General features: G+C 34.3%; 8 protein-coding genes. All 8 read right to left on the reverse strand.

Annotated features, from left to right (window positions below; translation table 11 throughout):
* Positions 1–220 precede the first annotated feature (220 nt).
* Complete coding sequence (locus AB1422_01965) at positions 221–5,065, reverse strand: gliding motility-associated C-terminal domain-containing protein (protein MEW6618112.1); 4,845 nt, start codon at positions 5,063–5,065, stop codon at positions 221–223.
* A 94-nt stretch (positions 5,066–5,159) separates the two neighbouring features.
* Complete coding sequence (locus tag AB1422_01970) at positions 5,160–6,218, reverse strand: hypothetical protein (protein MEW6618113.1); 1,059 nt, start codon at positions 6,216–6,218, stop codon at positions 5,160–5,162.
* A 25-nt stretch (positions 6,219–6,243) separates the two neighbouring features.
* Positions 6,244–11,169, reverse strand: coding sequence for a PKD domain-containing protein (locus AB1422_01975; GenBank protein ID MEW6618114.1), 4,926 nt, complete (start codon positions 11,167–11,169; stop codon positions 6,244–6,246).
* A gap of 25 nt (positions 11,170–11,194) precedes the next feature.
* The gene (locus AB1422_01980) at positions 11,195–12,037 is read right to left on the reverse strand and encodes a tetratricopeptide repeat protein (GenBank protein ID MEW6618115.1); all 843 of its coding nucleotides are present in this window, start codon (positions 12,035–12,037) and stop codon (positions 11,195–11,197) included.
* Positions 12,038–12,089: 52 nt separating this feature from the next.
* A complete protein-coding gene (locus AB1422_01985; GenBank protein ID MEW6618116.1) occupies positions 12,090–12,224 on the reverse strand; it encodes a hypothetical protein in 135 nt (44 codons plus the stop codon).
* A gap of 452 nt (positions 12,225–12,676) precedes the next feature.
* The gene (gene fliN, locus AB1422_01990) at positions 12,677–13,696 is read right to left on the reverse strand and encodes a flagellar motor switch protein FliN (protein MEW6618117.1); all 1,020 of its coding nucleotides are present in this window, start codon (positions 13,694–13,696) and stop codon (positions 12,677–12,679) included.
* Positions 13,697–13,737: 41 nt separating this feature from the next.
* Positions 13,738–14,589, reverse strand: a complete 852-nt coding sequence (locus AB1422_01995; GenBank protein MEW6618118.1) for a class I SAM-dependent methyltransferase — start codon at positions 14,587–14,589, stop codon at positions 13,738–13,740.
* 100 nt (positions 14,590–14,689) lie between these two features.
* The coding region (locus AB1422_02000) for a hypothetical protein (GenBank protein ID MEW6618119.1) at positions 14,690–14,890 on the reverse strand (201 nt) is incomplete at its 5' end.

Below are 14,890 nucleotides of genomic sequence, written 5' to 3' on the forward strand. Positions count from 1 at the left end.
TCCTCTTTATTTAGAGGACGCAGATTTTCGCAGATTATTAGGATTATTATTAGATATATCTTGTAAATCTTGTTCATCTGCGTCCTATTTTCAGATTATTTAGTTGGAGTGGTATAATTTTTTATTTCTACTTAATTTCCATCATATTTTTTAGTAATCAGATTAAGCGGATTGATCGGATTATTTTTTATCCATTTTATCCGTTAAATCCGTTTACTAATTATTTAATAATCGCCAATTTACCGATACATTTATCTCCTTTAGTATTAGTGATACAATACAGATACACACCACTTGCTACCTTTCTACCAGCATCATTCCTCCCATCCCATTCATAGGTATAATCAATACCTTCCTTCTTAAATACCAACTCACCTGATATAGTAAATATTCTTAGAGTTACATCTTGAGTAAGATTTTTAAATATAATTACATCTGTTTTACTTTTACTCGGTATAAATGGATTAGGATAGACACAGACCTTGTTTAAATCCTGCATCATTGGTACATCTAATGGCTGAAAATCTGTGTATTTGTAAGAGCCAGAGGTAGTATATACAAACTTTGAGTAATCAACTTCCATCCAATCACTGTCATCCTTTATTAATATGAATAGAGGGAATAAGTTATATGGTCCATTAATACCTTTACTATATATATCTTTTCCATCAATTTTAAGTGCTATCGTTTGGGTGCCGGTAGATAAAAACTTATGCATAATATCTATATATTTAATCACATTAAAAGGAGGTTCTTTGAAATCTTCACATAAAAGTCCTTTTATCATAAACTCTCCTGGTTTCCTAACCTTTACATTTATATTTATCACTAAATAGTTATGAAGTCCATCACCATCTGTATCTAATCCGTAATCATTAGTTGGGGTGCCACTAAAGGTTACTTCTGGTATTTGAAATTGAGTATAGGAGTATGTGCCTGTAATATAGGGATAAGGAAGTGTATCAATCTCCACTAAACCCATAGGAATAGGTACTTTTTCTTCCTCTGCTTCTTCCTCAACTTCTTCTTCAACCTCTTCTTTCTCAATAGTCTCAATACATAATCTTACATTATCCACCTTATATGGTCCATCATAACCTGTATTATAAATTTTTCTACCATTAAACTTAAATTTGATAGTATATGTACCAGGTTGTAATGATATATTGGTATAACCACTGGTTATAGGACTATTCCCTGAATTATCCCATAACTCTCCACTTATTCTAAACTCCCCTGCATTTACAACATTTATCTCATGATTTACTACTAAATAATTATAAAACTCATCATCATCTGTATCCAATGCGTAGTCAGTAAAACTACCGGTAAAACTTGCATCAGGCAGTTGAAATTGTGTATGAGAATATGTACCAGTAGTATAAGCATCTTGAATGTCATCAAGACAGGTATTACCTTGATATAAATCCAGATTACGCAATTTATACGGTCCCTCATAGCCTTTATTATAAATCTCTCTTCCATCAAACTTAAGTTCTACTGTATGGGTTCCAGATAATAATGAGATATTGGTATGTACATAGGTTATGGAATTATTCCCCAAGTTGTCATATAAATTTCCTCTTATCCTGAAATCTCCTGCTTCTATAACATTTACTTCTACATTTATTACTAAATAATTGTATCTTTCATCATCATCCGTATCTAAACAATAATCAGTAAAACTACCTGTAAAACTTGCCTCTGGTGGTTGGAATTGGGTATAGGAGTATGTACCAGTAGTAAATGCATCTTGAATGTCATCAAGACAGGTATTACCTTGATATAAATCCAGATTACGCAATTTATACGGTCCCTCGTAACCTTTATTATAAATTTCTCTACCATCAAACTTAAGTTCTACTGTATGTGTTCCAGATAATAATGAGATATTGGTATGTACATAGGTTATGGAATTATTCCCTGAGTTGTCATATAACTTTCCTCTTATCCTGAAATCTCCTGCTTCTATAACATTTACTTCTACATTTACTACCAGGTAATTATACCACTCATCATTATCTGTATCCAGGCCATAATCAGTAAAACTACCAGTAAAACTTGCATCAGGCAGTTGAAATTGTCTATGAGAATATATGCCAGTAGTATAAGCATCTTGAATATCATCAAGACAGGTATTACCTTGATATAAATCCAGATTACGCAATTTATACGGTCCCTCGTAACCTTTATTATAAATCTCTCTACCATCAAACTTAAGTTCTACTGTATGGGTTCCAGATAATAATGAGATATTGGTATGTACATAGGTTATGGAATGATTCCCTGAGTTGTCATATAAATTTCCTCTTATCCTGAAATCTCCTGCTTCTATAGCATTTACCTCTGCATTTATTACCAAATAATTATAATATTCATCATCATCTGTATCCAGAGCATAATCAGTAAAACTACCAGTAAAACTTGCCTGTGGTGGTTGAAATTGGGTATAGGAATATGTGCCAGTATAACCAGATATATATTCAAGGTGGAAATTACTTTGCCATAAATCCAGACGCAATCCATACGGTCCATCGTAACCTCTATTATAAATCTCTCTCCCATCAAACTTAAGTTCTACTGTATGTGTTCCAGATAATAATGAGATATTGGTATATACATAGGTTATGGAATGATTCCCTGAGTTGTCATATAAATTTCCTCTTATCCTGAAATCTCCTGCTTCTATAACATTTACTTCTACCTTTACTACCAGGTAATTATACCACTCATCATTATCTGTATCCAGGCCATAATCAGTAAAACTACCAGTAAAACTTGCCTCTGGGATTTGAAATTGAGTATAAGAATATGTACCTGTGGTGTAAGCATTAGAGATATAGTCAAGTTGAGCACCTGTATTTTCATCTCTTAGGTAGAGATTCTGTAATTTATATGGTCCATCATAGCTTTTATCATAAATCCGTCTGCCATCAAATTTAAGCTCTATTGTATGTGTTCCTGGTGATAATGATATATTGGTAAACCCATAGGTTATGGAATTACTCCCTGAATTATCATATAACCATTTTTCTATTCTAAATTCCCCTGCTTTTATAACATTTACTTCCGCATTTATTACTAAATAATTATATCGCTCATCATCATCTGTATCCAGAGCATAATCAGTAAAACTACCGGTAAACTTTGCATTCGGGGATTGAAATTGAGTATAAGAGTATGTGCCAGTAGTATAAGCATTAGAGATATAGTCAAGTTGAATATAATCTTGCCATAACTTTATATAACGCAATTTATACGGTCCATTATAACCTTTACTGTAAATTTCTCTCCCGTCAAATTTAAGTTCTATTGTATGTGTACCTGTTGCTAATAGTATATTATGAGTATAGCCACAGCTTATATAATTCCCTAAATTATCGTATAAATTTCCATCTATTCTAAATTCCCCTGTTTCTAAAACATTTATTTCTACATTTATTACTAAATAATTATATCTTTCATCATCATCCGTATCTAAACAATAATCAGTAAAACTACCAGTAAAACTTGCCTCTGGGATTTGAAATTGAGTATAAGAATATGTACCTGTGGTGTAAGCATTAGAGATATAGTCAAGTTGAGTACCTGTATTTTCATCTCTTATGTAGAGATTTTGTAATTTATATGGTCCATCATAGCTTTTATCATAAATCTCTCTGCCATCAAATTTAAGCTCTATTGTATGTGTTCCTGGTGATAATGATATATTGGTAAACCCATAGGTTATGGAATGATTTCCTGAGTTGTCATATAAATTTCCTCTTATCCTGAAATCTCCTGCTTCTATAACATTTACTTCTACATTTACTACCAGGTAATTATACCACTCATCATTATCTGTATCCAGGCCATAATCAGTAAAACTACCTGTAAAACTTACCTTTGGTGGTTGAAATTGGGTATAGGAGTATGTACCAGTAGTAAATGCATCTTGAATGTCATCAAGACAGGTATTACCTTGATATAAATCCAGATTACACAATTTATACGGTCCATCATAGCCTTTATTATAAATCTCTCTACCATCAAACTTAAGTTCTACTGTATGTGTTCCAGATAATAATGAGATATTGGTATGTACATAGGTTATGGAATGATTCCCTGAGTTGTCATATAAATTTCCTCTTATCCTGAAATCTCCTGCTTCTATAACATTTACCTCTGCATTTATTACCAAATAATTATAATATTCATCATCATCTGTATCCAGAGCATAATCAGTAAAACTACCAGTAAAACTTGCATCAGGCAGTTGAAATTGTGTATGAGAATATATGCCAGTAGTATAAGCATCTTGAATATCATCAAGATAGGTATTACCTTGATATAAATCCAGATTACGCAATTTATACGGTCCATCATAGCCTTTATTATAAATCTCTCTACCATCAAACTTAAGTTCTACTGTATGTGTTCCAGATAATAATGAGATATTGGTATATACCTGGGTTATGGAATTATTCCCCAAGTTGTCATATAAATTTCCTCTTATCCTGAAATCTCCTGCTTCTATAACATTTACTTCTACATTTACTACCAGGTAATTATACCACTCATCATTATCTGTATCCAGGCCATAATCAGTAAAACTACCAGTAAAACTTGCCTGTGGTGGTTGAAATTGGGTATAAGAATATGTACCAGTGGTATAAGCGTGTAGAATGTGATCAAGATGAATATTACCTTGTTCTAATACTATATAATACAATTTATACGGTCCATCATACCCCTTATTATAAATTTCTCTACCATCAAATTTGACCTCTACACTGTATGTTCCAGGTGATAAAGATATATCAGTATAGGCATGGCTTATATAATCACTTTCTAAATTATCACATAACCCCCCTTTTATTCTAAATTCTCCAGTTTCTGAAACATTTATTTCTACATTTATTACCAAATAATTATAATATTCATCATCATCATCATCTGTATCCAATCCATAATCAGATAGTTTACCAGTAAAATGTGCAGTTATAGTTCCTGCCTCACTATATCCTGAAAGACTTAACCAGATACTTATTATTAATATACCTAAAATAATAATTTTCTTTTTCATAGCTCTTCTTTGTAATCGAATTAAACGAATTAAACTAAATTTTTTAGTAATCGGATTAAGCGGATTTATCGAATTATTTTTATCCGTTTACTAATTATTCTTCCCTTTTAATCTTTTTTACCTTTGGAACTTCTGATTCTTCTTTCGTTAGTGAAGATTTCGTAGATTCAACTTGTCGCTTCTCTTTATCTATATCTTCTATTCTGACGATGAAAATATCAGAACCTTCGCCTATCATACCTATAAAGAGTAATTTTTTACTATCAGTAGACCATGATAGTTCCCGCCATATTTTTGGTACATTCTCAATTTTTCTCAATCCACTTCCATCACTATTTATAAGCCACACCTCTCCACTTCCACCAAAGATAGCCATTTTTTTATCCGGAGACCATATTAAACCACAACCTGTATTTTCCATAATTAATTTATTTGTTCCATCAGGATTTTTTATCCAAAGGTCTATCTTGGGTAATTTTTTCTCTCCAGTAATAACTGGGATTTCCCCTTCTTTTAAAGGAATACCATCTGCTGTAAAATAGAATTTCTGACTTACTGGGAAAGCTAGTGCTCTCCGAACTTGTTCCATTTCTCTAATCTTACTATGTTTCTCAAAGATAATGGTATGTCCTTCTCCGGGTGCCCAAATTGGTTCGTATTCATCATATGGGTCACCACCTAATACTTCCATCTTTTTTGTATTGACATCTATTACTACACATCTTCCAGGGTCAAACCTATGCCATGAAGTTTGAGCACATAAGATTTTAGTATCATCAGGAGACCATTTTGGAAGTCTATAACTCATTATATCGTTAGGCTTAGGAGTAAGACATATTTCTTCTGTCCCATCAACATTCATTATCCAAAGAGTATCCCTATCTTTCCCTGTTTCTAAAATCCCATTTCTATCTGTATCTTCTCTCAATATATAAGCAATCTTCCTTCCATCATGTGACCAAGTTGGCTCCATCTTCATAGTTTTAGGGACAGTAGGAGTTATTTGTATAGCTTTTATAGACAACTCACTACTTTCTACTTTCTTAGATCCTTCTCCCATAAACTTGCTTTTGGCTATACCTACTCCAACAAGAAATAGTACCCCAAGAATAATCAATAATAGATTAATAAAAAATTTATTATTTTTGATCATTTTGATCACCTCTCAAAATTTTGTTTTAATGATCTTCTAACCATTGAGCTTCACTATAGTTGTATGGTGCATTAGGATATGTCCATGACTTCAGAAGTATATTTAACCTCTGTTTTATTTGAATTGCATACCTTATCGATTCTTCTGACATTAAATCATCTCTTACAATATACATCCAAGCATAACTCCTTAGTATTTGACCTACTCCTAATTCTCCTCCGTTATATCCAGCTAATGCCTTAGCTAACAAATCAATATTGTCATCTCCACTGACTTGACAGTAATTAAAAGCAGTATTTAAGCAGGGCACATTCATATACTGAGCCCCTGCTAATAAATTTCCATCGGGTGCATATAAGTTAGTATTTGCTGGTATATTGCCTAAATTATTATATGCCAAACTATTAAATGGTTGGATTTGTAAGAATCCTAATGCACCTCTAAAAGATATAGTAATTCTTCTATTCTGCCAGTGAGTGCCACTTGATTCCTGCTCTATCATGCCTCGCAAAAGTTCCTCTTCATCTGTACTATCAGGTGGAATATCTGTAATAATTCCTTCTGGTAGATTAGTAATATCAGCAGATGCATCCTCTCGCCATTGTGGAAACCGAGCATCATTTTGTGTAATTGTATTTTCTGCAAAGACATCTAACGCATTTTGAAAGTTATTACGATGATTAAGTAAATTTGTAATCGTATCTGCATTAACCTGGCTACCAGGTGGATTTAACTGATTTTCTGATAACCAGGTACCTTGATTTGCTCTCTTAAATCTAATCACCTCTTCTCTTGTATGAGGACCATACATACCATCTATTTGATTTCCAATAAAATCATAGCATATAAACCTGAGTAAATTCTGCATCCTTTCTACATCATACCCATTTATATTCTCCTGTAAAACTCTACTTCCACTTCTTCTAACACCTGGATTAGAATACCCATCTGTCGGGTTAGTATCTACTACCGTACTTGTTGCTGGTTCTATACCAGGATACTCTGCTCGAATTATTATATCACCTAATTGCCGAGTAGTCCTTATATGTAAGTGTCCTGTTGCTATTCCATTTTGAGTTAGCCCACTGGTTGTTCGTCTTCCTCTAAAATCTCCATAAGTTTGTCCTTGAACTACTCTAAATGTAACCAAATGATTATTGTCATCTGTATCTATTGGTTCCCCTGCATCTACTATACCATCATTATCAGTATCTATAATAATCTCTGCCCTTACCTCTGCTTCATGCTCTTCATCTGCTAATAGATATGAGTTTTCATCTGCCTGACCATAATGCCATGGAGTTTGTACCTGATTATCTATATCAATTGGTCTTATGATTAATTTTATCAATCTATCCTGTGGTGGTGTAGTGTGACTTACATTTATTGCTAAATTTAGCCTGTCTTCTAAAGTCTCTGGCTGTTTTACAGGCTCACCCGGTATTACTGTCATCTTTAGATCATAACATCCTTCAGTTGCATACTCATCACTATCCTGTCTATGCCCATCCCACCTAAAAAATGGGTTAAAATCTGGAGTTGTCGGCTCTGGCTTGGAGATAATTTCTTTAAAGACTAATTTTTGAGTCTGGGAATTATATATCTCTATTATAACACCTCCACAACTATCCTGTAAATAATAAATTATATCTGAATAAGTTGTGGGAACTACATTATAAGGGCTTATATTATTCGGTTCAACCTTTAAAATCTTGATAAATGGCATCTTTGTGTTAGCCTGTATTTTATATATTGGCTCCACTGGATTTTCATTACCATTTGCATCCTTAGCAGTAATGATGTAATAATAAGTAGTTCCTGACTCTAATCCAGTATCATTGTAATAATTATGATTTCTATCAGTATTCCAGAATATATTTGTGTAAGGACCATTTGGAGTTTGACTTTTATAAAGATTGTATCTATCAAAATCAGCCTCAGTACTTCTACTCCAAATCAAATCTATCTCCGTCTCCTTCTCAGTAATATCAGTAACAGTCGGTCTTGCAGGAGGGGTGGTATCTGGTGGTGGTTCTTCGGTATATGGTGTAGCATAAGATTCATTTGAGGCATCAGTTTCTATGCCAAACTCACTTTCTGCCTTGACATAGTAATAGTAAGTAGTATCTGCTATTACATCCGTATCATCATAATAGGTATCTTTGACCAATGATGCAATTTTAGTATAATTTCCTCCTGCTGGCTTGCGATATACATTGTATCCTGCTACTGTATCTATACTCCCTATCCAGCCTAAATAAACTATATTCTCTCCTCCAATAGCAGATAATCCCCACGGTGGCTCTGGTTTAGTTAAATCCTTTGGTATCTCAGAGTTTATTTGAGATAATTCACTCTCATTACCTGAGGTATCTACTGCGGTTATACCATAATAATATCTTTGTCCTGAAGTTAATTGATATGCAGTAAATGAGGTATTAGTAATATTATATGCTAACCCATCATATTTATAATAATAACTCTCCTTAGTTGGCGTACCTCTATCTCCTTCATAAATATTGTAGTAACTCACATCATTATCAGGTGGTGCGGTCCATGATAGATCAAGTTCACTGCCATTACCTGGATCATTAATCTGTAAATTAGTCGGAGGAGCAGGAGGGGTGATATCTCCTGGTGATAAAGGAGCAGCAGAAACTACTGAAGAGGCTTCTGATTCATTCCAATAATTATCTATGGCAGTGACTATAAAATAATATGGTTTTAATTCAGTTAAGTTACTAAATGTATAATCAGTTATATTCTTATCAACAAAAATACAATAATCAAAATTATAAGGAGTAATATATTCATCATCCTTTATATGCACACAATAGTAATTTAAATCTAATTCAGAATTGGGATTCCATGATACTGTAATTTGTAGTACATCTGGTGCAGCCTGTAGTCCGGTAGGCTTTGATGGAGGTGTAGCATCTAATACTACTACCTGTATAGTATCTGTACCTGGATTACCCGCACCATCCTCTACATATAACTTAGTGGTATATGTCCTGGGGTCCCAAAAAGTCCAGTAAACTATCTCTCCTTCTTTATCATAATATCCATCATTTTCAAAGTCCCATTTATATGTTACTATTTCACAATCATCATAAGATGCACTACCATCAAACCGGACTGTTTCTTCTTCATATACCCATTTATCATAACCGGCATCTGCTATTGGCGGTTGTCTATCAACTATTATTACTTGTGGTAAAGTACAGGTCCCCATATTCCCGGCGGCATCTTGAGCCCTGTACCAACAATATTTTTCACCATCTGTATCATAATAGTGTGCAACAGAAGTTGTTCCAGGAGGAATTTCAAGCCAGGTACCGCCATTACCCCAATAGTCTGCTGTCCAATTTATCCATGTTTTAATCACTCCAACATTATCATCATTCCTTAAAGTGGCATAAATAGTCCCATCATTATCATACTTAGTATCAGTATCTTTGTCATCCCCTAACTTCATTATCCATGCTTCTGGTAAAGTAGTATCTCTTACTGTAACTGTTATAATATCGGTATCAGTATTTTCAACATTATCTGTCACCCGCAGTTTTACTTTATATACCCCTGGGTCATCATAAGTATGATAAATAAATGAAAGCCAACTCCAGTCATCATATTTACCATCATTTTCCCAGTCCCATTCATATTTAGATATGCCAATATTATCTATTGAACCACTGGCACTAAATTCTGTTGAGGTATCTTCATCTATTTCTTTATCGCCACCTGCATCTGCTGTAGGTGGAGTTTTATCTATGGTGATATAATCATAAGTTTTGTTTTCATTCCCCGCTTTATCTTGAACTTTGTACCAGCAATATCTTTGACCCTCTCCAATATAAACATACCACTCAGATTTATGTGAAGGTGATATTTCTATCCAGGTACCACCATTACCAAATTCATCTGTTGTCCAATTTATCCATGCGTTACTAACCCCAGCTCCATAATCCCAGTTATCTAATGTAGCATATACCCAGCCATCATTATCATACAAATTATTCCCACCTTCTTCATCACCTAATACTACACTACAACCTGGCTTAGTATTATCAACTTTAACAGTAATATTCTTTTCTGCATTATTACCAGCCTTATCTACGGTGATATAAGATATATCATAACTACCATCTGCATAGTTAGTGGTATTCCATGAGTAGCTGGTGGCATATGTATCCACCACACCATTAATAATAATGCGATAATCTTCAATTCCAGAGGTAGAATCTTGAGCAGAAAAACTAACTGTAACCTGTCCTGTAAGAATAGCACCATCTTTGGGATTATAATCGGTTATCTCAGGAGCAACCGTATCAATCCCACACCAATAACCCGGCTCTGCGTATCCTGACCAATTACCTGCATAATCTTTTGCCTTAAATCTAAAGGCATATTTATTCCCATGACTACCAGAATACCAAAAATCATAAATAGTATTTTTACAATCTTTATAGTCAATAAGATCATTAATTGCTACTTCTACATCTCCTTCTGCAACTCCTGATGTCTTATCAGAATACTCAAGGTCAATATAAAGATCGATACTCTTTACCCAGCCTTTAGGGTAATTAATAGAAACTTCAGGTGGAGTAGTATCAAGAGTGATAGTATCATCATCAGTCATACTATCTATTGGCTCATCCCACCAAAACCATGCATATACTATTTTATTTCCTTCTCCAGATGACAATGTCCAGGATTTAGATGTTTCAAAAGGTTCCCACTCACTCCAATCTGAATCCTCATTAGCAAAACACATCCAATCTGCCTTTGGAGTTGTTGATAAGGTAAGAGTAACATCACGAGAGTTTGTATAGGGAGCATTATTATTTATTACAATTGATCCTGAAACAGCTTTTACCTCAGCAATATTCAGTAAATTCAAGATAATAGAAATGGTAGATATGATAAAAGATAACTTCTTAATACCCATTTTACCCCTTCTTTTCGCTTACTGATTATTTTAATACCCCTAATTCCTTTTTAACCTTAGTCATCTCCTTAGCCGCTTTATCTAATACAGGTGAACTTCGAGAATCCATTAATTCTTCAAGCACTTTCAGTGCCTCCTGCAATTTCCCTTCTTCTTTTAACTCAAGTGCCTTATCAAACAATTTTTGTTGGTGTTGAAGTATTTTTTCATGCCACTCTTTGTATATTTGTTTCCTTTTCTCATCAGATATTTTGAAATGAGGAAGGGGTTTAGGCTCTGGTTTAGGTGTAAGTATTCTTTTTATCTTTTTAATAGCCATTTCTGCCTCTTTTGCTAATTTACTATCTGCTTGGGCAGTATCTACTACCTCCTGAAAACACGCTAATGCCTCTTTAAAGTTTCTTTCACGATAATATTTAATCCCTGAATTAAATTGATAATTTGGGTAATATTCTTTAGGTATTTCAATCTTAGGAGTCGGTTTAGGTTGAGATAATAAAGCATTTTTTCTTTTTTCTTCATTAATCTTATCAATCATATATTTAGCTTGATTAGATGCTTTAGTATCTGGATATTTTTTGATAATTGATTCAAAAATTTGTATAGCCTCATCGTATTTTTTTTGATTAGCAAATTTTATGCCGTTGACCAGTTCTATTTCTGGCAATGGATTTATTTTGGATTTTGAATCTGGGATTTGTTTAAGATGGTCTTTTAGTTCTTCAGTTCCTGTTTTTTTTAGTTTTCCTTTATCCATCATCACTTCCTTTTCATCTATACTTAACAATTTATCTTTTTCTGCCCAGGTTATATTAAAGCAAGTAATCAAAGTTAGTATTAAAACTAAAACAATAATTTTTTTAGTCATTTTTTTTCACCTCCATGATTTAGTTTTAGTACACGGATTTATCGGTGGTGTCTTAATCTAGCATAAAGGTTGAAATAGTGTAAGAAAAGGAGATATGGGGATTATGGAGATTAGGAGATAAATTCATTCTAAAATTTTGCAAAGGACTATGAATAATCTCCATCTCTCCCTGTAACCATTCAGCCACAGAGGCACAGAGTTCACAGAGAATTAGAGAAATTAGCCACAAATGGACACGAATTAACCTGTGACATTCGATAAATGTAATGCGAACCTTTAGGTTCGCTTTCCTGCTTGCCAGAAGCGAGGCTAAAGCCTCGCACTACAAATCTTTTTATTATTCGTGTTCATTCGTGGTTATATATTCGCTCTGTGTTCTCTGTGACTCTGTGGCTATATCCCTGAACGGTTACCTCTCCCTTTTCTCCTTATCCCCTTTTGGACACCAAATTTGCATAGATTTCACTATTAGAGTTATTTTCAGACACCACCGAAAATTCGTAATCTGTGTCCGTAATTAGGCTGAAGGTTGATGGTTGAAGATTCAGGTATAGTGCCTCGTGTCTCCTCTCCTTCTCCCTTTCTCCGTTTCCCCGTTTCTCCCTTTCTCATCTGTCCTCTGATGACTGCTTGCTTATTTCACCTTAACGATTCAAGTCTTTCTTCCGGAGCAATAATATCTGCAATGCGAACACCAAAGTTATCATCAATAACGACAACTCCGCCTTTCGCAATTAATTTACCGTTGACAAAAATATCGACTGGTTCATTAGCCATTTTATCTAACTCAACAATTGAGCCTGAACCTAAATCTAATATTTTTTTAATCGTCATTTTCTTTCGGCCAATTTCAACACTAACATTCATTGGGACATCCATTAACAGTTTTAAGTTTGCTGGTAATTGCTCTGTTTCAGTCGGTTTCAATCTGGTAAATTGAACTGGATGAACTCCCGGGGCAAATGCTGGTTTTTCTACTTCTTTAGGTTTTGCCGTCTCTCCCATAACCGTTTTAACTATTGGTTTAGCGATATTTAATGGTAGCAACTGAACTAATTTACCTTCACTTAAATCACCTAATGTCAGATTGTAATCTACCTCAACCACTTTACTTTCGCGGAATACAGGAAGGTCTTTGGGAACACCCTTCTGGAAATCAACGATCTTTATTTTAGGTGGGGAGGCGGTTACAGTTTTACCGATGGTCGATGACAAAGACACCGCAGAAGATTCTATCATTTGTCCTAATGCCTCACCCAGGGCACCTAAATACAAATCGTTTATTTCTTCAGGTGGTGAGGTTCCATCGCCACCCATCATTAAATCGGCAATCATTGCCCCGTGTTCTTTCAGAAAAACGATATAAGTTGGTCCTTTAATTCCACCAGAATATTCTACCTCAACCACAATTGCTGTGCCGGGGACCTCTTTTGTAATACTATCCGGAGTAATCTCATTGATTTCCGGAGCGGCAATAGTTACCTGTTTATTTAAAATAGTTGAAAGTGCAGTTGCCGCGGCGTTCATTGAAGAACCAGAAATATCTTTTAAAACACTACCTTCTTCTTTAGTCAATCCTGTTGTTCCTTCTTCTTCCTCTGCCTCTTCGCCTAAAAGAGCCTCTAATTCAGCTTGTGTAAGTTCATTTCCTCCAACCATTGGATTTTCGCCTCCTTTTCACCGGTTACCAATTACCAATTTTAGTAGACCTTTTTTGCCACTAAAAGTATAAGTCCCCCCTGGTTTGTTTTATGCCAGATAAATCTCTTAATCTTCCGATAAAAAGCCCTTATTTGTGGAAGTAATTTCTCTGACACCTCATAATCCAACCATCTTCTTGGGATACTTAAAGAGGTAACCGCTATAAGATTAAAACCATTTATATTGAATAATCTTTTTAATGTCTGATATGGAAAATTAAAAATATGTCCTTCTGCAAATAAAAAGTTAGTTAACCCTTTTTTTCCTCTTGCCTCTGCCCCAGAAACATTAGGCACAGTGGCTAAAACCAGCCCTTCTTTTTTTAAAATTCGATTTACCTCTTTTAATATCCCATTTGGGCTGACGACATGCTCTAAGACATCCAACATTGTCACGAGGTTAAAACTTTGTGTTTCAAAGCCTATCTCCTCCACCGAACCTGTAAATACTTCTAATCCTAATTCTTCTCTGGCATATTCAGCCGCATCATTGGAAAATTCTACACCTTTTGCCTCATAACCCTGTTTTTTGAGCAATTCAATGAAAAAGCCTAACGCACATCCTACATCCAGACAAACAAATTTCTCTTGAAAACAAATTTTTCCCAGAGTTTTATCCCAGAATCTTAAAATTGGTTCAAATCTGTATTTAATTATATGATGTTTTCTTTGAGCGTATTCTTTAAATCCATACTCTTGATAATAGCCAGATGAATAATATTTCTTTAATTCTTCTTTTGTGGCAATAGGGTGGCGAAACATCAAACCACATTCTTCGCATTGAAAAATAGTCGTGTTCCCTATTTCGCAAAGTTTTTTAACAACACTCTCCCCACATAAATCACAATTCATCTTATATATTATAACAGATTATTGGTTAATGTCAAGAAAAATTTCGACCTGTGCAGGTAGAAAATTAAGGAAGCAGATTTTTAATAGTAAGCGGGTGGATTTAGTAAGCGGATTTAACGGATTTAGCGGAAAAAGAAATAAAAAAAATCCGCTCAATCCGTTTAATCCGCTTACAAAAATTGTAACCGTTCAGGCTATATATCAAAAGTGTAAGAAAGGGGATAAGGAGATAAGAGTGATATGGAGATAAGATAATAGAAATAGATTGAAATTTATAGAAATAGGTAGAAATTGATTGTGG

This window comes from bacterium, from assembly GCA_040757115.1.
Taxonomy (GTDB): domain Bacteria; phylum UBA9089; class CG2-30-40-21; order CG2-30-40-21; family SBAY01; genus JBFLXS01.